Here is a 24,654-nt window from a genome sequence, read left to right as displayed (position 1 = left end):
CTAGCGTACGGGGCGCCCCTCACGGTGCGCCGTCCAGTCGTCGCGCGTGGTGACGAAGATGTGGCCCTCGCCCTCGTACCAGGGGTCGTCGCGGATGCCGGTGTCGCGGAGCCCGAGTCGCACCGCGATCGCAGCGGAGGGCTCGTTGTCGGCGAACATGTCGCACCAGACCCGGTCCACCAGCGGGCGCCCGTCGGCTCCGTCGAAGTGGGCGTACGCCGCGTCGAGCAGCGCGCGTGCCGCCTCCGTGGCGTATCCGTGGCCCGTCGAGTCGGGGTGCAGGTGCCAGCCGACCTGGAGCTCGGCCGGGTCCGTCCGAGGGAGCGTCGTGAGCATGACCGTGCCGACGACGACGCCGGAGCCGACTGCCTCGACCGCCAGGCCGATGCACCGGGGGTCGTTGTCGGGCAGGGCGTTGAGGTCCTCGATCCACGTCCTCGCCTCGGCGAGCCCCGCCATCGGCACGTGCGGAGGGTCGCCGAGCCACCGGATCACGTCGTAGCGGCTCTGGATGTCGAGCACGCGCGCCGCGTCGTCGGGAGCGTACGGCCGCAGGCTGAGTCGGTCGGTCCTCAGCGGGAGCGGCAGCGTGGTGCGAGGGGGCAGTCCGGTCACCCTGCCTTCGTACCATCGAGCACCGCCGCACCACCTCGTACCGACCCTCCGGCGACCAGCGCGTCGCCGAGCTCGGATCGCAGGTAGAGGACCGATCGCCCCTGGCGAGCGCTGGTCAGCAGCCCGGCGTCGCGCATCGCCCGCAGGTGCTGGTTCACCGCCGGTGTCGTGACTCCGAGGCGGCCGGCGAGCTCGGTCGACGAAGCCGGGGTCGAGAGCGCCGTGAGCAGACCCGCCCGCGCCGCACCGAGCAGGTTGACCAGCACCGCCGGGGACCGTCGCGGTTCGGCCTGCCACAACGTGCCCACGCCGCGCACGCCGTACATGATCATCGGCGGCTCGTCCTCGCTGATCGGCACGCTCGCACCACGTGTGAAGAGGCTCGGCACGAGGGTGAGGCCGGCACCGCGGGTCGGGAGCCGCGAGCGACGCGCCGTGTTCAGGCGGACCCGGACGACATCGTTCTCGAGGGTGATGCGGTCGCTGAGGCCGCCGAACATCGCGGCGACGCCCTCGCTCGCGGTGACGTGGCCGCGGTAGACGATGTCGGCCTGCAGGACAGCGCGCATGCGGGGCCACCACGGGGCGAAGCAGGCGTCCCAGTACGCCCGCAGCGCCCGCATCATGCGAGCCCGGACCTCGTCGGTCGGGCCGCGGAGCGCGTGCGGGAGGCGGCCGGGATGGACTGCCCGCAGGTCGGCACGAACCCGCTCGTCGTCGACCCGGGCCACCGCGCGGAGCTCGTCGTCGATACGGGTCAGCGGCGAGTACGGGCGGGGCGTGAGGAAGTCCGGAGTCGAGAGCTCGTCGTTCGTCAGGGCCCGGAGCATCGTCGTGTCGAGACGCTCGCGCGCCTCCTGGGTCTCCCGCAGCCACGGCAGGTGGGCGGGGTAGCGGCCCGGCTCGCGGAAGGTCCGCAGCGAGAGCGTCAGCTCGTTGGCCGGCGACAGCGCGAAGCGGACCTCCGCGAAGTCCCACCCGCTCAACTCGTACTCCAGCACCCCTACCATGAAGCCATACCCTATATCTCTTTGGTTTCACTGGGCAATCAGGGAGAACTGTCCCGTGATCGAGATCTTCTTCCCCAGTGACCGGGTCGCGCGTTCGCTGACGCTCAGCACGATGGCGTTCGCGCTGTCGAGCGGCGTCTTCTACACGGTGAGCGCCTTGTACTTCACCCGGGTGATCGGCCTCGAGGCGACGACGGTCGGCCTCGGCCTCGGGATCGCTGGAGGCGCCGGTGTCCTGAGCTCGTACGCCGCCGGCCGGCTGTCCGACCGTGTCGGCGCGCACCAGGTGCAGTCGTGGTCGACCGGCCTCAACGGCGTCGCGATGCTCGCCTACACGCTCGCCGCCGACGCCCTCTCGTTCACGCTCATCGCCTGCTTCGCCGTGGCGATGCGCTCGGCGACCGGGACGTCGAAGCAGGCGATGCTCGCCCGCTGGTACACCGGCGCCGACCGCGTCACCGTCCGTGCCCGGATGCGCGTCGTCACCAACGTCCTCATCGGGCTCGGGACGCTCCTCGCCGCGGCCGCGCTCGTCGTCGACACGGCTGCGGCCTACCAGGCGGCCATGCTCTCGGTGGGAGTCCTCCTCCTCGTCGCCACGGTCCCCCTCGTACGGCTCCCGCGCCTGGTGCCCGGGCTCGCAGCGCAGATGGTGACCGCGCCTCCGAGTCCTCAGACCGACGGGACCACCGATCGGACCCGCTCGCCGTGGAAGGACCGGACCTACGTCGCGAGCGTCGCCCTCAACTCCGTCGTGGCGATGCACTTCAGCCTCCAGACGGTCGGAGTGCCGCTGTGGGTGGCGACCACCGACGCCCCGACCGCGATGGTGTCGGCACTGCTCGTGCTCAACACCGCCGTCGTCGCGTCGTTGCAGGTGCGTGCGTCGCGCGGGACGCACGACCTCCGCCGCGCCGGGATCGCGGTGCGGCGAGGGTCGTGGCTGCTGGCCGCCGCGTGCGTGGGCTACGCGCTCGCCGGGTACGGCGACCTGGTGACCGCGTGCTGTCTGCTCCTCGTCGCCGCCTTCGCGCACTCGCTCGGCGAGATCCTCGGTGAGGCGGGTGGCTGGGGGATGGCGTTCGAGCTCGCGGACCCGCTCAGCGCGGGGGCGTACCAAGGCCTCTCCCAGACCGGGTACGCCGTCGCGTCCATGGTCGCCCCCGCCCTCGTGACCGCGACTGCGATCGAGCACGGGACCCCGGGCTGGCTGGCACTGGCGGCGCTGTTCGTGGTCGCGGGGACGGGCGCCGCTGCGGTCGCTCGACACGCCGCGGCCCGCGCGACGACCTCCGAGGAACTGTCGGCGGAGGCTGCGACCCTGGCGACATGACGCTCCTCCTCGTCGCGCTGCTCGCCCTGCTCGCCGGCCTCGCCGCCGGCGTCGTCCTCGGCAGCGGCCTGCTGCGCCGCCACGACAGCACGACGGCCGACCACGTGCAGCTCTCCGCGCACGCGACCGCGCAGGCGGTCGGGCCGGTCAAGGAGAGTCTCGACCGGTTCGACACCCGGCTGCGCGAGCTCGAGTCCAGCCGCATCGCGTGGCACAGCCAGCTGCGCGAGCAGGTCGAGCAGGTGCGGGCGACGAGCGAGTCGCTGCGGCGCGAGACGGCGGCGCTCTCCACCGCGCTCCGCAAGCCGCAGGTCCGCGGCCGCTGGGGCGAGATGCACCTCCAGCGCGCCGCCGAGCTGGCCGGCATGGTCGAGCGCTGCGACTTCGACCTGCAGACGACCGTCCGCGACGACGGTGCGGCCCTGCGCCCCGACATGGTGGTCCACCTCGCCGGCAACAAGCAGGTCGTGGTCGACTCCAAGGTCCCGCTCGACGCCTTCCTCGACTCCACCGAGGCCGAGGACGACGACGAACGCGCAGCACACCTCGCGCGCCACGCACGTCAGCTGCGCTCCCACGTCGACGGACTCGCCGCGAAGACGTACTGGCGCCAGTTCTCGACGACGCCCGAGTTCGTCGTGCTGTTCGTGCCGGGCGAGGCATTCCTGTCGGCGGCCCTCGAGACCGACCGCGCCCTGATCGATGACGCTGCCGCGAAGAGGGTCGTCCTCGCGACGCCGACGACTCTCATCGCTCTGCTTCGCACGGTCGCCTTCGCCTGGGGACAGGCGCAGCTGGCCGACGAGGCCCGCCAGGTGCACGAGCTGGCCCGCGAGCTGTACGACCGGCTCGGCACCCTCGGCGCCCACGTAGGCAAGGTCGGCCGCAGCCTCGACAGCGCGGTGAAGGCCTACAACAACGCCGTCGGATCGCTGGAGACGCGTGTCCTGGTGACGGCTCGCAAGATGTCCGAGCTGCACGCTCCCGACACCGACCTGGCGGCACCGGCGCCGGTCGAGACCCTGGCTCGACCGCTCCAGGCGCCCGAGCTGGTGGACCCGCTCGTGGACGAGATCGTCTCCGCCGAGGTCGCACGCGCTGACGTCTCCCGCCCGGGCCTCGCCCGTGCCGACGCGAGCGATCCCCACGACGGATCGGCGCGCCGTACGGGGTGATCCCCTTCGACGGCCTAGCGTGAAGACGTGCAGGACAGGGCCCGGCTCCCACGCGGTCCTCAGCGACCGGCGCCTCGACGGCGACGGTCGTGGACGGCCCGCGCCGCCGAGCGCGACCTCAGCGCCCGCAGCGTCGTCACGATCGCCGTCCTCATGGGCGCCTCGACCGCCTGGCTGGAGATCGCCACGACCGAGCGCCTCGGATGGTTCTTCGACGCGATGCTCGTCCTGGTCTCGGCGACCAACGCACTGGCTGCGTCGCGGGACGCGATGTACGCCCCGATGGTGACGCCACCGTTGGTGCTGCTGGCCGTCACCGTCGTCGTCGCCGTGGTCCGGCCGGGTGCCGTCGACGAGCCCGGCTCGCCGCCCGACGCCTCGGTCGTCCAGCTGGTCGCCATCGCGCTCGTGCAGCACGCCGTCGCGCTCATGATCGCGCTCGGTGCCGCACTCGCGATCACCGCCTGGCGCCGTACGCCGACGCCTGGCTGACACGCCGAGAGCCCGGCCCCAGGGGATCGCTCCCCCGAGACCGGGCTCGTGACGCAAACGCCTGTCGCGGCGCCGGGGCCGACGTCAGCTGAGCGCCTTGGCCTTCAGCTGGTCGAACTCGGCCTGCGTGATCGTGCCGGCGTCCAGGAGACCCTTGGCGGTCTCGATCTGGTGCGCCGGGCTGACCTGGCCGGCGGTCTGCTGGATGTACTGGTCGGTCTGGGCGCGTGCAGCGCTTACCGCGGCGGCCTGCCGCTTGGCCATGCCGCTCCCGCGCGCGATCACGTAGATCAGCGCGGTCAGGAACGGAGCGATCACCAGGAAGATGATCCACACCGCCTTCCACCAGCCGCTCAGGTCGTGGTCGCGGAAGAGGTCGCCGATGATCTGGAAAAGGATGATCAGGTAGGCGACGAAGACGAAGCTCCAGAGGAGGAGCCAGAAGAAGTCCCAGAAGTCGTTCACAGAAGGTGCCTTTCACGAGGGCGTTCACAGGCGCCGCACAGGCGCCGCCTGTGGACACTATGCCCCGCGACGAGCGGCCGCGGCATCGCCCCTGAAGGGTGAGTCGCGAGCGGTCAGGCGGTCACGCGCTGGTGCGCGTAGTCGGTGCGCCGCTCCCTGACCGGACGTCCGATCCCCTCGCCGATCACGCGCAGCTCCTCGACGGTCTTGGCGGAGCCGTGCTGGGAGCCGGCCATCCGACTGATCGTCTCCTCCATCAACGTCCCACCCAGGTCGTTGGCACCGCCCGTGAGCATCGATCGGGTGCCGTCCACGCCGAGCTTGACCCAGGAGGTCTGGATGTTGGGGATGCGTCCGTGCAGCATGATCCGGGCGAGCGCGTGGACCGCGCGGTTGTCGCGCATCGTGGGGCCCGGACGCGCGACGCCCGCGAGGTAGATCGGTGCGTTGGTGTGGATGAACGGCAGCGCGACGAACTCCGTGAAGCCTCCCGTGCGCTCCTGCACCTCCGCGAGGGTCCGCAGGTGTCCGACCCAGTGGCGCGGGTTGTCGACGTGGCCGTACATCATCGTCGAGCTGGACCGGATCCCGAGCGAGTGCGCGGTCTCGACGACCTCGATCCACTGCGCCGCCGGCAGCTTGCCCTTGGTGAGCACCCACCGGACGTCGTCGTCGAGGATCTCGGCGGCCGTCCCGGGGATGGTGTCGAGACCGGCTTCGCTCAGCTCGGTGAGCCAGTCGCGGATCGAGCGTCCCGCCTTCGCCGAGCCCGTCACGATCTCCATCGGGCTGAAGGCGTGCACGTGGATGCCCGGAGACGCCGCCTTCACCGCACGCACGATGTCCGCGTAGGCGGAGGGACCGAGGTCGGGCGCGATGCCGCCCTGGAGGCAGATCTCTGTCGCGCCGAGCGCCGCCGCCTCGCGGACGCGGTCGCCGATCTGCTCCAGCGACAACGTGTACGCGTCGGCGTCGGACTTGCGCTGCGCGAACGCGCAGAACCGGCACCCGACGTAGCAGACGTTGGTGAAGTTGATGTTCCTGTTGACGACGTACGTCACCTCGTCGCCGACGACGTCGCGCCGCAGGTCGTCGGCCAGGCGGCACACTGCGTCCAGGGCGGGACCGTCCGCCGTCATCAAGAGGAGGTAGTCGTCGTCCGACAGACCCGCAGGATCGGCCTCGGCCCGAGCCAGCGCCGTACGGACGTCGGAGTCGACGCGCGCGGGGACGCTCGGGAGGCCGAGCGGCTCGGAGGTCCGCGACGCGTGCTCACGCACCTCGTCCCAGTCGCCGTACACACCCCCGAAGTCGCTCCGCCGGTCCGCACTCCGCCCGACGCTGTCGACCTCGTGGTGGAGCTCCGTACGACCGGCGGCCTCCATCGGCGTGTCCGGCTCCTGCCACGGGCGGCCCTCGACCGCGGCCGCGGGGTCGGCCAGGCCGTCGGCCGCGGCGAGTGCAGAGACGTGCGGGAACAGCCGGGAGTCGAACCACGGTCGTTCCCCGGAGAGCGTCTCGCGGACGTAGCGCGGATGGGCGGTCAGGCGTTCGGACAGCTGCAGACCCGACTGCGCCGTCCACGACGCGAGGTCGTCGATCTGCGGCCACGGGCGCTCCGGATTGACGTGGTCGGGAGTCACCGGAGACACGCCGCCCCAGTCGTCGACGCCCGCGGCGAGAAGCGGCGCGATCGACTCCGGGTCGGACAGGTTGGGCGGAGCCTGGATCGTCACCGACGGACCGAGCACCAGACGCGCGGTCGCGATCGTCGCGAGGTACTCGTCGACGCCGAGGTCTGGGTCGTTGCGCATCGCGGTGTCGTCCTTGGCGCGGAAGTTCTGGACGATGACCTCCTGCACCCCGCCGTACGTCCGCGCGATCCGCCGCAGCTCGAACAGCGCGTCGACCCGCTCGGCGACCGTCTCGCCGATGCCGACCAGGATGCCCGAGGTGAACGGGATGCCGATGCGTCCGGCGTCCTCGAGCACCCGGATGCGCAGCGCCGGGTCCTTGTCGGGCGACCCGTAGTGGGGGCCACCCGGCTCCGACCACAGGCGCGTCGCCGTGGTCTCGAGCATCATGCCCATCGACGGAGCGACTGGCTTCAGGCGCTGCAGCTCGGCCCACGACATGACGCCGGGGTTGAGGTGCGGGAGGAGGCCTGTCTCCTCGAGGACACGGATCGCCATGGCACGGACGTACGACAGCGTGTCGTCGTATCCGTGCTCGTGCAGCCAGCTCTTGGCCTGCGGCCAGCGGTCCTCGGGGCGGTCGCCGAGCGTGAACAGCGCTTCCTTGCACCCCTGCGCGGCTCCCTGCGCGGCGATCGCGACGATCTGGTCGGGCGACAGGAACGGCTGCTCCACGCGGTTCGGGGTGGTGGCGAACGTGCAGTAGTGGCAGCGGTCCCGGCACAGCCGGGTGACCGGGATGAAGACCTTGCGCGAGTACGTGACGACACCCGGTCGTCCGGCCGCGACCATCGCGGCGTCGCGCACCCGGGTCGCCACGGCGCTCAGGCGGACGAGATCGTCGCCGCGGGCGGACGCGAGCGCCACGGCCTCGCCGTGGTCGAGGGACTTGCCGGCCTCGGCGCGGGTCAGCGCCCGTCGGATCTCACGGTCGCTGGTCATGGTCGCGGGTGCGGCTCGTCAGGCGGGTTGGCCGGCGGCGCGCAGGTCGCGACGCAGCTCCGGCGGCAGCGCGAAGATCAGGCTCTCCTCGGCCGTGTGCACCGCCTTCGCTGCCGGGAAGCCGCGGTCGTTGAGGAAGGCGAGCACACCCTCCACGAGATCCTCGGGGACCGACGCGCCGGACGTCACGCCCACCTTGTCGACGCCCTCGAGCCACTCCTCGCGGATCTCGCTGACGTCGTCGACGCGGTACGAGGCCTTGGCACCCGCCTCGAGCGCGACCTCGACGAGCCGGACCGAGTTCGACGAGTTCGCCGAACCGACGACGATCATCAGGTCGGCCCCCTCAGAGATCTCCTTGACGGCGAGCTGGCGGTTCTGGGTGGCGTAGCAGATGTCGTCGCTCGGCGGGTCCTCCAGCTGCGGGAACTTCGCGCGGAGCGCATCGACGATGGCCATCGTCTCGTCGACGCTGAGCGTGGTCTGGGAGAGCCAGGAGAGCTTGGTGCCGGCCGGGAACGAGAGCCCCTCGACGTCGGCGACGGTCTCGACGAGCGTGATGGCCTCGGGAGCCTCACCCGCCGTGCCCTCGACCTCTTCGTGACCGGCGTGGCCGATCAGGAGGATGCGGTAGTCCTCGCGGGCGAACCGCTTGGCCTCGTGGTGCACCTTGGTGACGAGCGGGCAGGTGGCGTCGATCGTCTTGAGCCCGCGTTCCTCGGCCTGCTCGTGGACTGCAGGCGAGACGCCGTGGGCCGAGAACACGACGGTCGCGCCGCCGGGAACCTCGTCGAGCTCCTCGACGAAGACCGCCCCGCGATGCTCGAGGGTCTGGACGACGTGCTTGTTGTGGACGATCTGCTTGCGCACGTAGACCGGAGCGCCGTACAGGTCGAGCGCCTTCTCGACGGTGATGACGGCCCGGTCGACACCCGCGCAGTATCCGCGGGGGGCGGCGAGCAGCAGATCGCGGTCCGCGCCGAGTGCGGGCATGCCGAGAGTCACCGTGTCCGAAGCCATGCCCCCATCGTAGGGGAGCCGTCCACAGGTCCTGGCGCCGTCACCGTCCGCTGTCGTCCGATGCGCCTAGGGTGGCGGGATGGCCCTCGAGACGAGCCCCGACTCCCCCGCACCGCTGCGCGTGATCTCGTCGCTGATGAGCGACTACATTTCGCGTCTCGGCGCGCAGTGGATCGAGGGCGAGATCGCGCAGCTCACGCTGCGCCAGGGCATCTGCTTCCTCACGCTGCGCGACGTCGACGCCAAGATCTCGATGTCGGTCACCTGCCGCCGCTCCGTGCTCGACCGGTCCTCGACACCGATCACCGAGGGCGCGCGCGTGGTCGTCCACGCGAGGCCGGACTTCTACCCCGCCAACGGCACCCTGTCGCTCAACGCCCGCGAGGTCCGGCCGGTCGGCATGGGTGAGCTCCTTGCCAGGATCGAGCAACGCCGCCAGCTGCTCGCCGCCGAGGGCCTCTTCGACGCCGCCCGCAAGAAGCCGCTCCCGTTCCTTCCGCACCGCATCGGCCTGATCACCGGCAAGGGCTCGGCGGCCGAGCACGACATCCTCGAGAACGCCCGCCTGCGGTGGCCGGGGGTCGAGTTCGAGATCTCGTACGCCCTCATGCAGGGCAACCAGGCCGCTGCGCAGGTGATCACCGCGCTACGCGAGCTCGACGGCGACGGGTCGGTCGACGTCATCGTCATCGCCCGCGGCGGAGGCTCCGTCGAAGACCTGCTGCCGTTCTCCGACGAGGGCCTCGTCCGTGCCGTCTCCTCCGCCCGTACGCCGGTGGTCTCCGCGATCGGCCACGAGCCCGACACGCCGTTGCTCGACTACGTCTCCGACCTGCGCGCCTCGACACCGACCGACGCGGCCAAGCGCGTGGTGCCAGCGGTCGCCGACGAGCTCCACCACCTCACCCAGCTGCGGCGGCGCTCGCGCTACGCCGTCGACCAAAGGCTCGGACGCGAGCAGCACTTCCTCGACGCCGTACGCAGCCGCCCCGCGATCGCACGGCCCACGACGCTGATCGACGAGCAGACCACCCGCGTCGGCGACCTGCAGGCACGTGCCCGACGGTGCCTCAGCCACCGGCTCGACCTCGCCCATCACGAGGCTGCAGCCCAGCTCGCCCGGGTTCGCGCCCTGTCGCCGCTGCGGACCCTCGAGCGCGGCTACGCGGTGGCGCTGGCCTCGGACGGCGCCGTCGTGACATCGATCTCCCAGCTCGGCCCCGACGATGAGGTGTCGCTGCGTGTCGTCGACGGACACGCGCTCCTCCGTACCCTTTCCACGACCGCTGCCGCCCGCACCGACCTCGACGAGGAGTCCTGATGTCCGACACCCCTGCGGCCGAGACGCCCGCCGACGGCAGTCCCGAGATCCCTTACGAGCAGGCGCGCGAAGAGCTCGCCGAGGTGGTCGGCAAGCTCGAGGCGGGCGGCACGACGCTGGAGGAGTCGTTGACGCTCTGGGAGCGTGGCGAGAAGCTCGCGGCGATCTGCCAGCAGTGGCTCGACGGTGCCCGTGCTCGCCTGGAGCGCGCCCAGCAGCAGGCGCGCAGCTCGGAGTGACCTCGCTGGTCGGGGCGCTCACCCCGCTGGTCGAGGCGCTCACCCCGCTGGTCGAGGCGCTCACCCCGCTGGTCGAGGCGCTCCCCCCGCTGGTCGAGGCGCTCACCCCGCTGGTCGAGGCGCGAAGCGATCGAGACCCCTACCGCTTCCCCGCCGGCCTGCGCTGCAGCACGATCGGCAGCTCGACCCCCGGCCGCACGGTGATCTTTCGCACGCGGCCGTACCGCTTGACCTTCCCGTTCGCATAGGTCAGGCCGCGCACCTCGAGCCGGATCGGCCGCTTTCCCTTGCGGACTGTCGCCAACGGCGCGTTGGTGCGATCGAGCCAGCGCACCAGGCGTTTCCCCAACCGTTGGACCACCTTCGGACGGCGCGGCGCGAGGTTGCGCCGTTCGCCGATGTCGCGGCGCAGGTCGTACAGCTTCCAGCTCTGGTTCTCGTACGAGTAGACCAGCTTCCACCGGCCCTGCCGGATGAACGACTGCGGTCGCTGGTCGCGCGAGGGCCCACGCACGTACCCCGGGAAGTGCGCGAAGCGCGGCAGGGTGAGCCGCTTGCCGGTGCGCAGGGCGCTGACCAGACTGGTGCCGTCGGTCGTGACGCTGCGCGGGATGCGCACGCCGGCGAGTGCCGCGACGGTCGGGTGCAGGTCGGTGCCGTTGATCGGCGAGTGGTTGATGCGGCCGGGGCGGACCAGTCGCCGGTTGCCGCTCCAGACGATCCACGGCACGCGGACCCCGCCCTCGCTCATCTCGCTCTTCTGACCCTTGAGCGGTCCGTTCGAGGCGCCCAGGTCTGTTCGGCCGCCGTTGTCCGAGGTGAAGACGACGATCGTGTTGTCCGCCAGGTCGTGGCCCGGACGCCGCGGGTCGGGGCTCGTCTCGAGATAGTGCGTGAGTCGGGCCACGGACTGGTCCAGCCCCTCGGTCAGGGCCGCGTACGACGGTCGCGCTCGCTTGGCCTGAGCGGCGCGATCCTGCGTGGGCGCCTCGAAACGCTTGGAGCCCGCTCGCTTTCCGCGGTACTTCGCGAGCAGGTCTTGGCGGGCCTGCGCGTCGTCGACGGGTGAGTGCACCGCGTACTCGGCCATCACGGCGAAGAACGGCTGCGACTTCTTGCGCGCGATGAAGTCGATCGTCGCGTCGGCCACCGCATCGGTGACGTGCTTGGGGGTCCCCACCAGGGCATCGATCGCCGCCACCGTGGTCCCGTTCGCGTGGGGCTTGAGACGCTCGTCGACGTAGTCCTGGGTGTAGGCCCCGGCGAACCTGTCGAGCGACGGCGAGATCCGCCCGTTGAACCTGCCGTTCCTGGCGTGGTAGTCCGTGGCGTTGCCAGCCCGGCTCCCGCCCCAGTTCTCGTCGAAGCCGTGGGCGGTCGTGACCTGCCCGGGTGTCTTCGTGACGTGGAACTTGCCGGCATACCCAGTGGCGTATCCAGCCCGCTTGGCCGTCTCGGCCACCGTCACGGCCGATGCGGGGAGCACCTCGTCGTCGTTGATCCCCTGCTTCGGCCCGACGAGGAGAGCCCGCTTGCGGCCCCGGTTGAGGTCGCTGACGGCGTAGATGTTGTTCTGAGGCCGTGGCGCGTAGGCCCCGGTGAGCAGCGCCGCACGCGTCGGCGCGCAGTTCGGTGCGGCGTACGCGTTGTCGAAGGACGTGCCCTCTCGTGCCAGCCGGTCGATCGCGGGGGTGTCGTTGAACCGGCTTCGCGCTCCCAGGCTCGACCGTCCCGCACTGGTGTCGGCCCAGCCGAGGTCGTCGGCGAGCACGAGGACGATGTTCGGCGGTGTTGCAGGGCGCGCCTGGGCCGCCGCCGGTGACGCAGCCGTGGCCTCCTGCGCGGGGGCCGCCGTCAGCAGGCCGATCCCGAGAGCGACCGCAACGGGTGCGGCGACGACCGCGGCCGCTGATGGCGTCTTGATGTCCGATCGTCTTAAGTCAACCATTCCGAGAGACTAACGATACTTAGACGCAGCCCCGCGACGTCTCGCCGTACGGGCCCGACGAGACGGGATTTAACTCGTGGAGAGCAGTCCGATGTAGCGCTCGATGTCCTCGCGCGGCGCAGACCCCGTGACCAGGACGGTCATCTCGCCCTCCTCGCGGACGAACGTCGTCTCGCCGCCACCGGTCCACAGCTGCCAGGTCTGGCCGGCGACCTCGACGTCACCGCGCTGCTCGACCTCCGGCGCGTAGGTCTCGACCATCCGAGGCGCGGAGTCGATCGCCTGCTCGAGACCGATGTACTTGTCGTCGTCGGTGAGGACGCCCAGGTGCCACCGACCGCTGCGGCCAGTGTCGTACGTCACCGCGTTGGCGCCCCACCCGTCAGGCAGCGACGTCGGCGCATAGACCGGGTACGGCGCGGTCTGGCGTACGTCTTCGACGGTCTTCTCGTACTCCACCGGCGGCTTCTCGTCCGGGGTGTATCCCCAGAAGATCTGGCCCACGACGAACAGCCCGACCACGATCACCCCGATCACCGCCATCGAGCGTGCGATGTCGGAGAAGGCGGGATTGCCGTACGACGAACGCGGCTTCGCCTTCGTCGGCGCGGGGTCGGTGCTGCTCACGGGGCCATTCTCCCAGGCGGGTCCCAGAGGCGAGGCCGAGGCCGGACGTGTCGACCGCAGACGCGTCGAGTATCCGAGGAATCTCCCGCATCTGCGGCTACTACGCTAGGTTTGCTGACGTGCCCGAGTACCGCTACTCCGAAGCCGCCGACCTGCTCGGCGTCAGCGACGACACCGTGCGCAGGTGGGCCGACCACGGCCGCTTCACCCCGACCCGTACGCCCTCGGGCACCGCGGCGATCGACGGCGCCGACCTCGCCGCGCTGGCGGTCGAGCTCGCCGACGGCACCGACGACCCCGCACGGAGTCGCGCGCGCAGTGCACGCAACCAGTTCCGTGGCATCGTGACCCGCGTCGTCACCGACACCGTGATGGCGCAGGTCGAGCTGTGCTGCGGCCCGTACCGCGTGGTCTCCCTGATCAGCGCCGAGGCGGTGCGCGACCTCGGGCTCGAGGTCGGCGTCGTCGCCGTCGCCGGTGTGAAGTCCACCAACGTCACGCTCGAGGTGGAGGTATGACGCGCCTCCGCAGGACCCGCGTCCTCGCACTCGCGCTCGCCGTCGCCGTGCTCACCCTGGGCGCCTGCGGGACGGACCCCGACGAGCGTGGGTCTGCCGACGGGGAACGCACACTGACCGTCCTCGCCGCGGCGTCGCTGACCGAGTCGTTCGACGAGATCGCCGAGCTCTACGAGGCCGAGCACGACGGTGTCGACCTCCGCCTCTCGTACGACTCGTCGTCGGTCCTCGCCGAGCAGGTCAACCAGGGCAGCCCCGCTGATGTGCTCGCGACCGCGGACCAGAAGACCATGGCGTCCGTCGTCGACCAAGGCAACGCCCAGGGGGATCCGCAGGTGTTCGCGACCAACACCCTCGTCATCGCCGTGCCGCCGGGCAATCCCGGCGGGGTCGCCGGCATCGGCGACCTCGGCAAGGCGACGTTCGCCGTGTGCGTGCCCGAGGCCCCGTGCGGCGACGCGGCGGTTCGCCTGCTCGCCCTGGACGGCAACGACGCGAAGCCGACGACCGAGGAGACGAACGTCAAGGGCGTCCTCACCAAGGTGACGCTCGGTGAGGTCGATGCCGGGCTCGTCTACCGGTCGGACGCGCTCGCGGCGGGAGACGCGATCGAGACGGTCGACGCCGAGAACGCCTCCGAGGTCGTCAACGTCAACCCGATCACCGTCCTCGCAGGCTCCCGGGCCACCGATGACGCGCAGGCCTTCGTCGACCTCGTGCTGAGCGACGAGGGGCAGCAGATCCTCGCCGACCACGGCTTCGGCCCGGCGACCTGACCCCGCGATGTCCAGTCGGCCGGCGCTGGGCCGTACCCCGATCGCCCTGGTGGCCCCGTCGGTCGTCGGCCTGCTGCTGCTGCTCCTGCCGCTCGTCGCCCTGCTGGTCAGGGCGCCTTGGTCGACCTTCGTGGAGCGCGTCCGCGACCCCGAGATCCTCGACGCGCTCCGGTTGAGCCTCGTCACGTCGACGGTGTCCACGTTTCTCTGCCTCGTCCTGGGGGTCCCTCTCGCGTGGCTGCTCGCCCGCACCACGTTCCGCGGGATGGGCCTCGTACGCGCGCTGGTGAGCGTGCCGCTCGTCCTCCCGCCCGTCGTGGGGGGTGTGGCACTCCTGATGGCGTTCGGGCGGCGGGGCGTGGTCGGGCAGTGGCTCGACCAGTCGCTGGGCGTCACGGTGCCGTTCACGACGACGGCGGTCGTGCTCGCGCAGACGTTCGTCGCGATGCCCTTCCTCGTGATGAGCGTGGAGGGGGCGCTGCGTACGGCGGACCCCCGGTACGACGAGGTCGCCGCCACCCTCGGAGCGCGCCGGCTCGTCACGTTCTTCCGGGTCACGCTCCCCTTGGCCGGTCCCGGGATCGCAGCGGGCGCGGCACTGGCGTGGGCACGAGCGCTCGGCGAGTTCGGCGCGACCATCACCTTCGCCGGCAGCGTGCCCGGGGTGACCCGGACGATGCCGCTGCAGATCTACAACGCGATGCAGGCCGACACCGACACCGCCATCATGCTGAGCGTGATCCTGCTCGCGATCAGCGTCGCGGTCCTGGTCGCGCTGCGCAGCAGCTGGACGGGCAGGGCGTGGGCACGCAGGGACGGGTTGGACACCCCGTGAAGGGCCTCGACGCACACCTCGCACTCCGGCGCGGCGCGCTCGAGATCGACGTGACCCTCGCCGTACCCCCGGGTGAGGTCCTCGCCCTCGTCGGCCCGAACGGCGCCGGCAAGAGCAGTGCCCTCCGCGCACTCGCCGGCCTGACGGCGATCGACTCCGGCCACGTCGTCCTCGGAGACGCCGTGCTCGACGACCCCGCCACCGGCGTACGGGTCCCGACGCCCCAGCGCGATCTCACGATGGTGTTCCAAGATCCACTCCTGTTCCCGCACCTTTCCGTGCGCGACAACGTCGCGTTCGGTCTGCGCCACCACCCGGGCGCCGGCCGGGTCCGGCGGGGACTCGCCCGCTCCCGCGCCGACGAGGCGCTCGGACGTACGGGGCTCGCCGAGCTCGCCCGCCGCAAGGCCGCACACCTGTCGGGCGGCCAACGTCAGCGCGTCGCGATCGTCAGAGCACTCGCCTGCGACCCCGCACTCCTGCTCCTCGACGAGCCGACCTCGGCGCTCGACGTCGCCGTCACGACCCAGGTACGCGCGTTCCTGCGGCGCCACGTCCGCGAGTTCGGCGGCGTCACCGTGCTCGTGTCGCACGATCCGCTCGACGCGTTCGTGCTGGCGGACCGCGTCGCCGTGCTGGAGGACGGCCGCGTCACCCAGCTCGGGGCTCCCGACGAGATCGCCCGCCGTCCCCGGACGGAGTACGTCGCCCACCTGATGGGGATGAACCTCATGCGCGACGGCACGACGTACCGGACCTTCTCCCCGACCTCGGTCACGCTCTACCGCGAGCGGCCGGTGACCTCCGCGCGCAACCTGTGGAGTCTGCGGATCACGAGCCTCGTCCCCCACGGCGACGCCGTACGCGTGCAGCTGCGCGGCGCGGTGTCGCTGGTCGCCGACGTGACGCGCGGGGCGGTCGCCGATCTCGACCTGCACGAGGACGTCGAGGTGTGGGCCAGCGTCAAGGAGACCGAGGTGACGACGTTCGAGGACTGACACGCGCTTGGCACGTTGCGTTGGCCCCCACGCAGCGTCGCTTCCCCACCTGAAACTTCCGGTGGGGCACGCACTTTCCGTTGGCCCCCACGCAGAGTGCAATTGTGGTGCGGTACGCGAAAACGCCGCCCCCTGCGCCGTGGCCGTGCCCACGTAGGATGCGGCCATGACCGACGCCTCGCAAGGATCGAAGCTGCCCGGCCACCTCACCCCCGCCGCCGAGGCACCCGACCGCAACCTCGCCCTCGACCTCGTCCGCGTGACCGAGGCCGCTGCGATGGCCGCTGGACGCTGGGTCGGCCGTGGCGACAAGAACGGCGCGGACGGCGTCGCGGTCAACGCCATGCGTTCGCTCATCAACACCGTCGGCATGCGCGGCGTCGTCGTGATCGGCGAGGGCGAGAAGGACGACGCCCCGATGCTGTTCAACGGCGAAGAGGTCGGTGACGGCAGCGGACCCGAGGCGGACGTGGCCGTGGACCCGATCGACGGCACGACGCTCGCCGCGAAGGGCATGCCCGGCGCGGTCTCCGTCCTGGCCGTCGCGCCGCGCGGCGCGATGTTCGACCCCTCGGCCGTGTTCTACATGGACAAGCTCGCGGTCGGGCCCGAGGCCGCCGACGTCATCGACATCCGGCTGCCGATCTCGGAGAACATCCGGCTCGTCGCCAAGGCCAAGAACCTCTCCGTCTCCTCGGTGACGGTCTGCGTGCTGGACCGCCCCCGTCACCAGGGGCTGGTCGACGAGATCCGGCAGACGGGCGCGCGCATCAAGTTCATCACCGACGGCGACGTGGCCGGCTCCATCTACGCCGCGCGCCCGAGCACCGGTGTCGACATCCTCGCGGGCGTCGGCGGCACCCCCGAGGGCATCATCACCGCGTGTGCGATGAAGGCACTCGGCGGCGCAGTCCAAGGCAAGCTGTGGCCGACCGACGACGAGGAGCGCCAGAAGGCGGTCGACGCCGGGCTCGACGTCGACGCCGTGCTCGGCACCGACGACCTCGTCAAGGGCGACGACTGCTTCTTCGTCGCCAGCGGCATCACCGACGGCGAGCTCATGCGCGGCGTCCGGTACGGCTCGGGCATCGCGGTCACCGAGTCGCTGGTGATGCGCTCGCGCTCCGGCACGTTCCGCAAGATCACCTCGGAGCACCGCATGGAGAAGCTCCGCGCGTACGCCGCCATCGACTACGAGAGCTGAGCCCACGATGCCTGCGGCCGACGGCCGCGCGCTGGTCGTCGGTGAAGCCCTCATCGACCTGACCCGCGACAGCTCCGGGCACGAGTCCGCTCACCCGGGCGGGTCGCCGCTCAACGTCGCGGTCGGCATGGCTCGCCTCGACGTGTCGACGGTGCTGGCCGCGCAGGTCGGCGACGACGAGTACGGCGAGCTCCTGCGCGACCACGTCGACGCGTCCGACGTCGATCTCCGCTCGCTCCCGCCGCACCGCGGCGACACCGGGACGGCGCTCGCCGAGCTCGACGACGACGGCGCGGCGACGTACCGGTTCGAGCTCGACTGGGACCCGACCGAGATGCCCTCGGCAGACGCCTTCGACCTCGTGCACGTCGGCTCCATCGCCACGGTGCTGACCCCTGGCGCCGATGCCGTGGAGCGTCTCGTCCACGACGCCGTACGCGCTGGGGTCCCCGTGTCGTACGACCCCAACATCCGACTCGCCATCACCCCCGACGTCGAGGTCGTGCGCGAGCGGGTCGACCGGATCGTCAGCTGCTCGGCGATCGTGAAGCTCAGCGACGAGGACGCGCGGGTGCTGCGTCCCGACCTCGAGCCGACTGCGTACGCCGTCCACCTCGCCGCCGCCGGCCCGCGGCTCGTGGCGCTGACACGCGGCGGCGACGGTGCGGTGCTGATCAGCGGCGACCTCGTCGTGGACGTCGCGCCGCCGGTGACCGAGGTCGCCGACACGATCGGTGCGGGCGACTCCTTCATGGCGGCGCTGCTCGCGGGCATCCTGGTCCGCGGCTGGACGCGCCGCCTCTCGTACGACCGCGAGGCCCTGACGTGGCTCGGCGACCTCGCCGTCCGTGCGGCGGCGATCACCTGCTCGCGTCCGGGCGCAGATCCGCCGTGGCGCCGCGAGCTGCGACCTCTCACGGGCTGAGGCCTTGGCTCAGCGGGCCCTACCAAAGGACGTACAGGAGGAGGAGCCCCGAGATCAGCGCGACGCCGATCCACGCCTCGCGCAGTTGACGGCCCGACTCCGCCAGTGCTGTCGAGATGGACGCAGATCCGGCGGCCGCGAGCACGGCCACGGCCAGGAGCGCGTTGCCGAGGGCGGCGTCGCCTGGCCAGCCATAGCGGCAGACAAGCGCTACTGCCCAGAGCGCGAATGCCGTCCTGGCGAGCATCCGGTCGACGGATCTGAGGGCTGAACGTCTCGCGGTCGCACCATGCTCGACACCCTCGGTCACGAGGACATTGAGCCACACGCTTGGAGCGCCCCGCACGAGATCACATGGATTGGCGCCGCGAGCTGCGACCTACGATGGGGACGTGACCGAGCGCCTCGCCGACCTGGATACCGGCATCTCCCTCGCGTACGACACGTTCGGAGACGCGCAGGACCCGGCGGTCCTCCTGGTGATGGGCCTCGGCTGTCCGATGAACTGGTGGCGCACCGAGTTCTGCGAGACGCTCGCCGCGGAGGGGTTGTTCGTCATCCGCTACGACAACCGGGACACCGGCCGCTCGACGCGCTTCGACGACCGACCGGTCAGGCGGTCCCAGGTCGCCGCGACGTTCGCCCGCCGGCGGCGTGCGACGCCGTACGCGTTGTCCGACCTCGCTGACGACGCCGTCGGCCTCCTGGACGCCCTCGACCTCGAGCAGGCCCACGTGGTCGGCCAGTCGATGGGCGGGATGGTCGCGCAGACGGTCGCTGTCGCGCACCCCGGCCGGGTCGCCTCCCTCACCTCGATCATGTCGACCACCGGACGACGTACGGTCGGCTGGCAGCACCCGCGGCTCGCGTCCATGCTGCTCGCAGCGCCCGGGCCGGGCGAGGAGGGTTATGTACGCAGGTCCTTGCGGAGCGCCCGGGCGATCTCGAGCCGCCGCTACGGCCTTCCACCGGAGGCGGTGGAGGTCCGCGCCCGTGAGACGTACGCCCGTGGCTGGTCGATCCAGGGCACGATGCGTCACATGCTCGCCGTGATGACTCAACCCGACCGCACCCTCCCGCTGGGAGCCGTGGGCGTCCCGACCCTGGTGATCCACGGCACCGCCGACCCGATGGTGCACGTGTCCGGCGGACGGGCGACGGCTGCCGCGATCCCTCGATCGGAGCTTCTCCTCGTCCCGGACATGGCGCACGAGATCCCGGTGGCGCTCGAGGGCGTCTTCGCGGCCGCGATCGCGGGCACGGCGAGGAGGTCCCATGCACACGCGAGGTGACGCGGTCGTCCGCCGCCGGGAGGACGGCGCGCTCGAGCTGCGGGTCAACGGCGTGTTCGTGATGGACGACGTCGAGACGACGTCGGAGCGCCTGCTCGCCCGTGCGGCGCTCGCGGGTGCGGCCAACCCTCGCCACGTGGTCGTCGGCGGGCTCGGCATGGGGTTCACGCTGCGCGAGATCCTCACCGACCGCCGGGTCGCGCAGGTGACGGTCGCCGAGCTCGAGCCGGCCATCCCGGAGTTCATGCGTGAGGGGACCCTGCCCGGCGCCGACCTTCTCGCGGACCGGCGGGTCGACCTGCACGTCGACGACGTCCGGGAGGTGGTTCGCGCGCTGGGCGGACGCAGCGTCGACGTGATTCTGCTCGACGTCGACAACGGTCCCGACTTCCTGGTGCACGACCGCAACGCCGCGGTGTACGAGGCACCCTTCGTGGCCGACTGCGCTGCACGGCTGAGCGACCTCGGCGAGCTGTGCATCTGGTCGATGGACGACTCGGCGCCGGTCCGTGACGCGCTCGCCGCGTCGTTCGACCACGTGTACGCCGAGCAGGTGCCGGTGCGTCTGCAGGGGCGCGCCGAGGCGTACTGGCTGCTGCGCGGACGCGTCCCCCAGCGCTGACCTCCGTGCTCGGTGCGTCCACGGCTCGACCTCGGCGCGGGGAACCGCAAGACGGCCGTTAATCTCGGACCCATGAGCACTGAGACCGAGTACCGCATCGAGCACGACACCATGGGCGAGGTCAAGGTGCCCGCCAACGCGCTCTACAAGGCCCAGACGCAGCGAGCCGTCGAGAACTTCCCGATCTCCGGCACGACCCTGGAGCCCCAGCACATCCGCGCGATCGCCCTCGTCAAGTACGCCTGCGCGAAGGCGAACGCCGAGCTCGGTGTCATCGAGCAGGACGTCGCCGACGCCATCATGGGTGCCGCGAAGGACGTCGCGTCCGGTGCGTACGACGACCAGTTCCCGATCGACGTGTTCCAGACCGGCTCGGGCACGTCGAGCAACATGAACATGAACGAGGTCATCTCGACGCTCGCAACCCGCAGCCTGGGACGCGAGGTCCACCCGAACGACCTCGTCAACGCGTCGCAGTCCTCGAACGACACGTTCCCGACGTCGATCCACGTGGCCGCGACCGAGGCCGTCGTGACCGCGCTGATCCCGGCACTCGACCACCTCGCGACGGCGCTCGAGACGAAGGCGTCCGAGTGGGCCCAGATCGTGAAGTCCGGCCGTACGCACCTGATGGACGCGACGCCTGTGACCCTCGGTCAGGAGTTCGGTGGGTACGCCGCTCAGATCCGCCGCAGCATCGAGCGCGTGCAGTCGACGCTCCCGCGCGTGGCCGAGGTGCCGCTCGGCGGCACGGCGGTCGGCACCGGCATCAACACGCCGGCGGGCTTCCCGCAGCGGGTCATCGCGATCCTCGCCGAGGAGACGGGCCTGCCGATGACGGAGGCGGTCGACCACTTCGAGGCCCAGGGCGCCCGTGACGGGCTCGTCGAGCTCTCCGGCCAGCTCAAGACGGTCGCGGTCAGCCTGATCAAGATCAACAACGACCTGCGCTGGATGGGTTCCGGTCCGCGTACGGGTCTCGGTGAGCTCTTCCTCCCCGACCTGCAGCCGGGATCGAGCATCATGCCGGGCAAGGTCAACCCGGTCGTCCCCGAGGCCGTGCTCATGGTGTGCTCGCAGGTGATCGGCAACGACACCGCGATCACGGTGGCCGGCCAGTCGGGTTCGTTCGAGCTCAACGTGCAGATGCCGGTGATGGCGCGGGCGCTGCTCGAGTCGATCCGCCTGCTCGGCAACGCCTCGACGGTGCTCGCCGACAAGTGCATCGCCGACGCGGTCGCCAACGAGGAGCGTTGCGCCGAGCTCGCCGAGTCGTCGCCCTCGATCGTGACGCCGCTGAACAAGTACATCGGGTACGAGAACGCCGCCAAGGTCGCCAAGACGGCGCTCAAGGAGAAGAAGACGATCCGCCAGACGGTGCTGGACATGGGGTTCGTCGAGGACGGCACCGTGACGGTCGAGCAGCTCGACGCCGCGCTCGACGTGCTGTCGATGACGCACCCGTGAGCTGACCCACCGCGCCCGCAGGGGCCGTGCCGCCATGTGCGGTACGGCCCCTGCTGCGTGTACGGTCACCAGGCACTTATGGCGCGGTTCGCGCAAAAGTACGTCGCCTCCTGTTGTAAGTGGATGTGATCTGCATTACGTTCAACCCAAACGATCGCTGGGGAGGACGACATGTGCTACGGATTCGACGGTGACGGAGCCCTCGACGAGGCCACCGGACGCAACGGCATGGACAGGCGTCGCCTGATGAAGACGCTCGTCGGCACCGCCGCCGCCGGGGCGCTCGCCTTCGGCGCGCCTGGCACGGCGGCAGCAGCCGGACGCAGCGAGGAGCACCGCGGACGCCCTCGCCCAGGCAGGCGCCGCGTCGACCCGAACAAGATCAGCATCCAGCTCTACTCGATCCGCGACGACCTGGCGGTGGACTACCGCAGCTCGCTGCGCTACGTGGCCGACGCCGGCTACCGCAAGGTCGAGCAGGGCGGCTACTACGGGCAATCCGTCCGCGAGGTCCGCCGCTTCCACGACCGCATCGGCATCCGTACGTCGTCGAGCCACGACAACCTGTCGAGCACACGGACGGCCCTGTACGAGAAGCTCGACAACGCCAACATCCTCGGCCAGCGCTACATCGTCGTCCCGTACCTCGCCAACGACGACCCCGAGCAGTGGAAGCGCTGGGCGTACCAGATGAACAGCGAGGCGGCCGCGGCTCAGCGCGAGGGACTGCGGTACGGCTACCACAACCACGCGCACGAGTTCCTGCCCCTCGTGAACGGTGAGCGGCCGTGGGACATCCTCTGCGCCGAGCTCGACCCGGTGCTCGTGCACTTCGAGGTCGACCTCTACTGGATCGCGACCGGCGCCATCCAGAGCGGCGACGGCGTGGACGACCCCGAAGGGGTTCATCGCGCAGCACCTCGACGACTCACCGCTCGAGGTCCGGCAGTACCACGTGAAGGACCGCGATCCCGACACCGGCGTCATGTGCGACCTCGGCACGGGCAACCTGGACTTCGCGCGGATCTTCGCGCACCACCAGGTCGAGGAGTACATCGTCGAGAACGACCGGCCCAACGTCACACCACGGCAGACCGCGGAGGTCGGCTACGACTACCTCCGCGCCCTGCGGTTCTGACGGGGGCGGTCAGTCCGTCAGGAGCGAGTCGACCTCGGCGGCGTCCCAGAGCAGGGTGAAGGACGGTCCCGCCACCGATACGCCGCCGGCGATCTCGACCTCGAGGTCGCCGTCAGCGGTGTGCTCGCCGAACGGGTCCTCGGCGTACAAGGCACGAGTCGTCCCCGACCGCCGCACCTGGATCTCTCGTCTGCCGGGCACGACGAGCAGCTCCGGACGTGACAGCCGGACGACACACACCTCGGGGTCGCCGCCCTTGCCGTCGCAGGCGAGCGTCCGCTCGGACACGGCGAGGTTCGTCGACCCGATCCCGGCACGGACGAGAACGACAGTGCCGACGACACCGACGACACCGACGACGAGACCGAGGAGCAGGACGAGCACGCGGGGCATGGCGCACAGTCTGGCGTACGGCGTGACTCGCGGACCGTACGGCGTGACTCGCGGTCAGTCGGTGCGGCGCGCGACCTGGTAGCCGTCGCGGTCGAGCACGACCTCCCACGAGGTGCCGGGATGCTGCTGGCGTGCGTACGCCGCCGCGTCCGGAGCGGCGTCGCCCCAGCCCGAGTAGGCGTCGACGACCATCCAGTCCGGTACGGCGTCGCCGACGGTGCCGGTCCAGTACACCGTGCGCCCTGTCGCCAGGTGGGTGATGAGCCCGATGTCGGTCTCGACGCTCGCTCCCTCGGGGACGAGGTCCAGGATCTCCTGGGCTGCCGCTGCCCGCGGGCTCGCCTCGTACGTCACGGGGTCGACGAGTCGAGCGAGCGGGTACTGCGGCAGCATCGCGAGCGCGACGGCGGCGGCGATCGCGGGCACGTGTGTCGCGTAGCGGCGCAGCCACGGCGGCGAGGCCCAGGTCGCACCGCTGCCGCCACCGTCGTCGGCCGCGCGGAGGCGCACGATCGCGTCGAGCATCGCGGCGAAGACGACCGGCATGATCACGAGGGCGTAGTGCCAGTCCGTGCCCCAGTAGTACTCGTTGTCACCCACGAACCGCCACAGCATCGTCGGGCCCGCCACCAGCACCCACGGTGAGCGCAGCGCCAGGAAGCCGGTGATCCCGAACGTCGCGAGCAGCGTCGGCAGCTTGAGGTCCCACCCGGTCCAGAACGTCGCCCACGGTCCAGGACCCCCGTCGCCGTCCGCGCCGATGACGCCGACGTAGTCGTAGCCCCCGCCGGGGTTGAACGCCGGGATGATCACGAACAGCGTGAGCAGGAAGCCCCCGAGGCCGATCGCGGCCGTGGCCAGGCCGATACGTCGTGCGCCCGACAGCGCGAGCACGACACCGACGGCGAGGACGGTGAGGCCGAGATCCTCCTTCACCAGGAGCAGCGGAACGGACCACAGCGCCGCCGCGAGCCATCTCCGCTCGACGTACGCGATGCCTGCGACCGCGAGGAAGAGCACACCGAACGCCACCTCGTGGAAGTCGACCCAGACGGCCGAGGCGATCCCGAAGGAGAACCCGTACCCGACTCCGACCGCGAGGCCGCCGGCGAGGCCGAGCAGCCGCACGGCGCCGCGGGCGATCACGTAGACCGAGATCGCGATGAGGACGGCCTGGGCGACCAGCAGCGTACGACCGTCGGGGAAGACGCGGTAGAACGGCGCAACGAGCGCGGTCACCGGCGAGAAGTGGTCGCCAAGGATGTTGTAGCCCGGCGCCTTGATGTCGACGATCGGCGCCTCGAGCCGCGAGTACGCGGCGATCGCCTGCTCGAAGATCGCGTTGTCCCACGACGGGGTCTCGAAGCGACGGAAGCGGAGCAACGACAACAAGGCGTACGCCGTACCACAGATCAGCGCGAGGACCGCGGGGCCGACCACCCCGGCGACGCCTGAACGCCGCTGCACTCCGGGGTCGTCCTCGGTCGTCGGCTCGGTCATGCGGACACGGTATCCGGGCGGCCGAACGCCCCCGACGCGCGGCTCACGCGCTCGTTGCGGCTCGGCGTCCGGGGGACTCGCCGCCGGCGACGCTAGGGAGCCGGC

Annotated in this window: 26 protein-coding genes; 15 read left to right on the top strand and 11 right to left on the bottom strand. The window is 71.1% G+C overall.

The genetic code is table 11. From position 1 onward, the window contains the following. Both AB3M34_RS05890 and AB3M34_RS05885 read right to left on the bottom strand, forming a co-directional pair. On the bottom strand, window positions 1-615 hold the full coding sequence (locus AB3M34_RS05890; protein WP_370618156.1) for a GNAT family N-acetyltransferase: 615 nt from the start codon (window positions 613-615) through the stop codon (window positions 1-3). Beyond that, complete coding sequence (locus tag AB3M34_RS05885) at window positions 612-1,625, bottom strand: ArsR/SmtB family transcription factor (RefSeq protein WP_370618155.1); 1,014 nt, start codon at window positions 1,623-1,625, stop codon at window positions 612-614. Before AB3M34_RS05885 ends, AB3M34_RS05890 begins: the two co-directional genes overlap by 4 nt. 55 nt (window positions 1,626-1,680) lie before the next feature. On the opposite strand from AB3M34_RS05885, the gene AB3M34_RS05880 reads away from it, so the two are divergent. From AB3M34_RS05880 to AB3M34_RS05870, 3 genes are read left to right on the top strand one after another with little or no spacing between them, the layout of a single operon-like run. Beyond that, on the top strand, window positions 1,681-2,958 hold the full coding sequence (locus tag AB3M34_RS05880; protein WP_370618154.1) for an MFS transporter: 1,278 nt from the start codon (window positions 1,681-1,683) through the stop codon (window positions 2,956-2,958). Next, the gene (locus AB3M34_RS05875) at window positions 2,955-4,133 is read left to right on the top strand and encodes a DNA recombination protein RmuC (protein WP_370618153.1); all 1,179 of its coding nucleotides are present in this window, start codon (window positions 2,955-2,957) and stop codon (window positions 4,131-4,133) included. The genes AB3M34_RS05880 and AB3M34_RS05875 overlap by 4 nt, the downstream gene beginning before the upstream one ends. Window positions 4,134-4,160: 27 nt before the next feature. Next, window positions 4,161-4,625 (top strand): DUF6542 domain-containing protein, encoded by a 465-nt coding sequence (locus tag AB3M34_RS05870; RefSeq protein ID WP_370618152.1) that lies wholly within the window; start codon window positions 4,161-4,163, stop codon window positions 4,623-4,625. 84 nt (window positions 4,626-4,709) lie between these two features. Here AB3M34_RS05870 and AB3M34_RS05865 read toward each other — a convergent pair whose 3' ends face one another. The 3 genes from AB3M34_RS05865 to AB3M34_RS05855 form a co-directional block, all read right to left on the bottom strand. Beyond that, window positions 4,710-5,090 carry an SHOCT domain-containing protein gene (locus AB3M34_RS05865; protein ID WP_370618151.1) on the bottom strand — a complete coding sequence of 127 codons (381 nt, stop codon included), beginning with the start codon at window positions 5,088-5,090 and terminating at the stop codon, window positions 4,710-4,712. A 113-nt stretch (window positions 5,091-5,203) separates the two neighbouring features. Beyond that, complete coding sequence (locus AB3M34_RS05860; RefSeq protein ID WP_370618150.1) at window positions 5,204-7,726, bottom strand: bifunctional FO biosynthesis protein CofGH; 2,523 nt, start codon at window positions 7,724-7,726, stop codon at window positions 5,204-5,206. An 18-nt stretch (window positions 7,727-7,744) separates the two neighbouring features. Beyond that, window positions 7,745-8,746, bottom strand: a complete 1,002-nt coding sequence (locus AB3M34_RS05855) for a 4-hydroxy-3-methylbut-2-enyl diphosphate reductase (RefSeq protein WP_370618149.1) — start codon at window positions 8,744-8,746, stop codon at window positions 7,745-7,747. Window positions 8,747-8,825: 79 nt separating this feature from the next. On the opposite strand from AB3M34_RS05855, the gene xseA reads away from it, so the two are divergent. Together xseA and AB3M34_RS05845 are read left to right on the top strand one after the other, a co-directional pair. Further along, window positions 8,826-10,067, top strand: coding sequence for an exodeoxyribonuclease VII large subunit (gene xseA, locus AB3M34_RS05850; RefSeq protein ID WP_370618148.1), 1,242 nt, complete (start codon window positions 8,826-8,828; stop codon window positions 10,065-10,067). Next, on the top strand, window positions 10,067-10,306 hold the full coding sequence (locus AB3M34_RS05845; protein WP_370618147.1) for an exodeoxyribonuclease VII small subunit: 240 nt from the start codon (window positions 10,067-10,069) through the stop codon (window positions 10,304-10,306). Before xseA ends, AB3M34_RS05845 begins: the two co-directional genes overlap by 1 nt. 139 nt (window positions 10,307-10,445) lie before the next feature. Here AB3M34_RS05845 and AB3M34_RS05840 read toward each other — a convergent pair whose 3' ends face one another. Both AB3M34_RS05840 and AB3M34_RS05835 read right to left on the bottom strand, forming a co-directional pair. Next, a complete protein-coding gene (locus tag AB3M34_RS05840) occupies window positions 10,446-12,254 on the bottom strand; it encodes a sulfatase (protein ID WP_370618146.1) in 1,809 nt (602 codons plus the stop codon). A gap of 69 nt (window positions 12,255-12,323) precedes the next feature. Beyond that, window positions 12,324-12,881 (bottom strand): DUF4245 domain-containing protein, encoded by a 558-nt coding sequence (locus tag AB3M34_RS05835; RefSeq protein ID WP_370618145.1) that lies wholly within the window; start codon window positions 12,879-12,881, stop codon window positions 12,324-12,326. A 119-nt stretch (window positions 12,882-13,000) separates the two neighbouring features. On the opposite strand from AB3M34_RS05835, the gene AB3M34_RS05830 reads away from it, so the two are divergent. The 6 genes from AB3M34_RS05830 to AB3M34_RS05805 all read left to right on the top strand — a co-directional run bounded on the left by AB3M34_RS05830 (window position 13,001) and on the right by AB3M34_RS05805 (window position 18,137). Then, on the top strand, window positions 13,001-13,399 hold the full coding sequence (locus tag AB3M34_RS05830; RefSeq protein WP_370618144.1) for a TOBE domain-containing protein: 399 nt from the start codon (window positions 13,001-13,003) through the stop codon (window positions 13,397-13,399). Continuing rightward, window positions 13,396-14,175, top strand: a complete 780-nt coding sequence (modA, locus tag AB3M34_RS05825) for a molybdate ABC transporter substrate-binding protein (RefSeq protein WP_370618143.1) — start codon at window positions 13,396-13,398, stop codon at window positions 14,173-14,175. Before AB3M34_RS05830 ends, modA begins: the two co-directional genes overlap by 4 nt. Window positions 14,176-14,182: 7 nt before the next feature. After that, window positions 14,183-15,010: an ABC transporter permease gene (locus AB3M34_RS05820; protein ID WP_370618142.1), complete on the top strand. Its 828-nt coding sequence runs from the start codon at window positions 14,183-14,185 to the stop codon at window positions 15,008-15,010. Further along, a complete protein-coding gene (locus AB3M34_RS05815) occupies window positions 15,007-16,008 on the top strand; it encodes an ABC transporter ATP-binding protein (protein WP_370618141.1) in 1,002 nt (333 codons plus the stop codon). Before AB3M34_RS05820 ends, AB3M34_RS05815 begins: the two co-directional genes overlap by 4 nt. A 166-nt stretch (window positions 16,009-16,174) precedes the next feature. After that, window positions 16,175-17,212, top strand: a complete 1,038-nt coding sequence (gene glpX / locus AB3M34_RS05810) for a class II fructose-bisphosphatase (RefSeq protein WP_370618140.1) — start codon at window positions 16,175-16,177, stop codon at window positions 17,210-17,212. 7 nt (window positions 17,213-17,219) lie between these two features. Continuing rightward, the gene (locus tag AB3M34_RS05805; protein ID WP_370618139.1) at window positions 17,220-18,137 is read left to right on the top strand and encodes a carbohydrate kinase family protein; all 918 of its coding nucleotides are present in this window, start codon (window positions 17,220-17,222) and stop codon (window positions 18,135-18,137) included. Between the two features lie 19 nt (window positions 18,138-18,156). Here the strand turns inward: AB3M34_RS05805 and AB3M34_RS05800 are convergent, their stop codons facing one another. Then, window positions 18,157-18,384, bottom strand: coding sequence for a hypothetical protein (locus tag AB3M34_RS05800; protein ID WP_370618138.1), 228 nt, complete (start codon window positions 18,382-18,384; stop codon window positions 18,157-18,159). A 145-nt stretch (window positions 18,385-18,529) separates the two neighbouring features. Here AB3M34_RS05800 and AB3M34_RS05795 point away from each other — a divergent pair, with 145 nt between their 5' ends. From AB3M34_RS05795 to AB3M34_RS05785, 3 genes are all read left to right on the top strand, one after another. Beyond that, window positions 18,530-19,429, top strand: a complete 900-nt coding sequence (locus AB3M34_RS05795; protein WP_370618137.1) for an alpha/beta fold hydrolase — start codon at window positions 18,530-18,532, stop codon at window positions 19,427-19,429. Beyond that, window positions 19,413-20,051: a spermidine synthase gene (locus AB3M34_RS05790; RefSeq protein ID WP_370618136.1), complete on the top strand. Its 639-nt coding sequence runs from the start codon at window positions 19,413-19,415 to the stop codon at window positions 20,049-20,051. Before AB3M34_RS05795 ends, AB3M34_RS05790 begins: the two co-directional genes overlap by 17 nt. A gap of 72 nt (window positions 20,052-20,123) precedes the next feature. Further along, window positions 20,124-21,518 (top strand): class II fumarate hydratase, encoded by a 1,395-nt coding sequence (locus AB3M34_RS05785; protein WP_370618135.1) that lies wholly within the window; start codon window positions 20,124-20,126, stop codon window positions 21,516-21,518. Window positions 21,519-21,659: 141 nt separating this feature from the next. Here the strand turns inward: AB3M34_RS05785 and AB3M34_RS05780 are convergent, their stop codons facing one another. Then, window positions 21,660-22,427 (bottom strand): hypothetical protein, encoded by a 768-nt coding sequence (locus tag AB3M34_RS05780; protein ID WP_370618134.1) that lies wholly within the window; start codon window positions 22,425-22,427, stop codon window positions 21,660-21,662. A gap of 46 nt (window positions 22,428-22,473) precedes the next feature. Between AB3M34_RS05780 and AB3M34_RS05775 the strand changes: the two genes are divergently transcribed. Continuing rightward, on the top strand, window positions 22,474-22,656 hold the full coding sequence (locus tag AB3M34_RS05775) for a hypothetical protein (protein WP_370618133.1): 183 nt from the start codon (window positions 22,474-22,476) through the stop codon (window positions 22,654-22,656). Window positions 22,657-22,665: 9 nt separating this feature from the next. Here the strand turns inward: AB3M34_RS05775 and AB3M34_RS05770 are convergent, their stop codons facing one another. After that, window positions 22,666-23,049: a hypothetical protein gene (locus AB3M34_RS05770; RefSeq protein WP_370618132.1), complete on the bottom strand. Its 384-nt coding sequence runs from the start codon at window positions 23,047-23,049 to the stop codon at window positions 22,666-22,668. 54 nt (window positions 23,050-23,103) lie between these two features. Continuing rightward, complete coding sequence (locus AB3M34_RS05765; protein ID WP_370618131.1) at window positions 23,104-24,549, bottom strand: DUF2079 domain-containing protein; 1,446 nt, start codon at window positions 24,547-24,549, stop codon at window positions 23,104-23,106. Window positions 24,550-24,654: the final 105 nt, after the last annotated feature.

Origin of the sequence: Mumia sp. Pv4-285 (assembly GCF_041320275.1) — a bacterium.
GTDB classification, from domain to species: Bacteria; Actinomycetota; Actinomycetes; order Propionibacteriales; family Nocardioidaceae; genus Mumia; species Mumia qirimensis.
This window is presented reverse-complemented; position numbering and strand designations above follow the sequence as displayed.

Coding starts and splice junctions, on each gene's coding strand:
- AB3M34_RS05800 (WP_370618138.1), bottom strand. CDS start 18,384: ATGCTCGCCAGGACGGCATTCGCGCTCTGGGCAGTAGCGCTTGTCTGC.
- AB3M34_RS05845 (WP_370618147.1), top strand. CDS start 10,067: ATGTCCGACACCCCTGCGGCCGAGACGCCCGCCGACGGCAGTCCCGAG.
- AB3M34_RS05780 (WP_370618134.1), bottom strand. CDS start 22,427: ATGAACCCCTTCGGGGTCGTCCACGCCGTCGCCGCTCTGGATGGCGCC.
- glpX (WP_370618140.1), top strand. CDS start 16,175: ATGACCGACGCCTCGCAAGGATCGAAGCTGCCCGGCCACCTCACCCCC.
- AB3M34_RS05765 (WP_370618131.1), bottom strand. CDS start 24,549: ATGACCGAGCCGACGACCGAGGACGACCCCGGAGTGCAGCGGCGTTCA.
- AB3M34_RS05790 (WP_370618136.1), top strand. CDS start 19,413: ATGCACACGCGAGGTGACGCGGTCGTCCGCCGCCGGGAGGACGGCGCG.
- AB3M34_RS05770 (WP_370618132.1), bottom strand. CDS start 23,049: ATGCCCCGCGTGCTCGTCCTGCTCCTCGGTCTCGTCGTCGGTGTCGTC.
- xseA (WP_370618148.1), top strand. CDS start 8,826: ATGGCCCTCGAGACGAGCCCCGACTCCCCCGCACCGCTGCGCGTGATC.
- AB3M34_RS05785 (WP_370618135.1), top strand. CDS start 20,124: ATGAGCACTGAGACCGAGTACCGCATCGAGCACGACACCATGGGCGAG.
- AB3M34_RS05855 (WP_370618149.1), bottom strand. CDS start 8,746: ATGGCTTCGGACACGGTGACTCTCGGCATGCCCGCACTCGGCGCGGAC.
- modA (WP_370618143.1), top strand. CDS start 13,396: ATGACGCGCCTCCGCAGGACCCGCGTCCTCGCACTCGCGCTCGCCGTC.
- AB3M34_RS05820 (WP_370618142.1), top strand. CDS start 14,183: ATGTCCAGTCGGCCGGCGCTGGGCCGTACCCCGATCGCCCTGGTGGCC.
- AB3M34_RS05885 (WP_370618155.1), bottom strand. CDS start 1,625: ATGGTAGGGGTGCTGGAGTACGAGTTGAGCGGGTGGGACTTCGCGGAG.
- AB3M34_RS05840 (WP_370618146.1), bottom strand. CDS start 12,254: ATGGTTGACTTAAGACGATCGGACATCAAGACGCCATCAGCGGCCGCG.
- AB3M34_RS05805 (WP_370618139.1), top strand. CDS start 17,220: ATGCCTGCGGCCGACGGCCGCGCGCTGGTCGTCGGTGAAGCCCTCATC.
- AB3M34_RS05875 (WP_370618153.1), top strand. CDS start 2,955: ATGACGCTCCTCCTCGTCGCGCTGCTCGCCCTGCTCGCCGGCCTCGCC.
- AB3M34_RS05860 (WP_370618150.1), bottom strand. CDS start 7,726: ATGACCAGCGACCGTGAGATCCGACGGGCGCTGACCCGCGCCGAGGCC.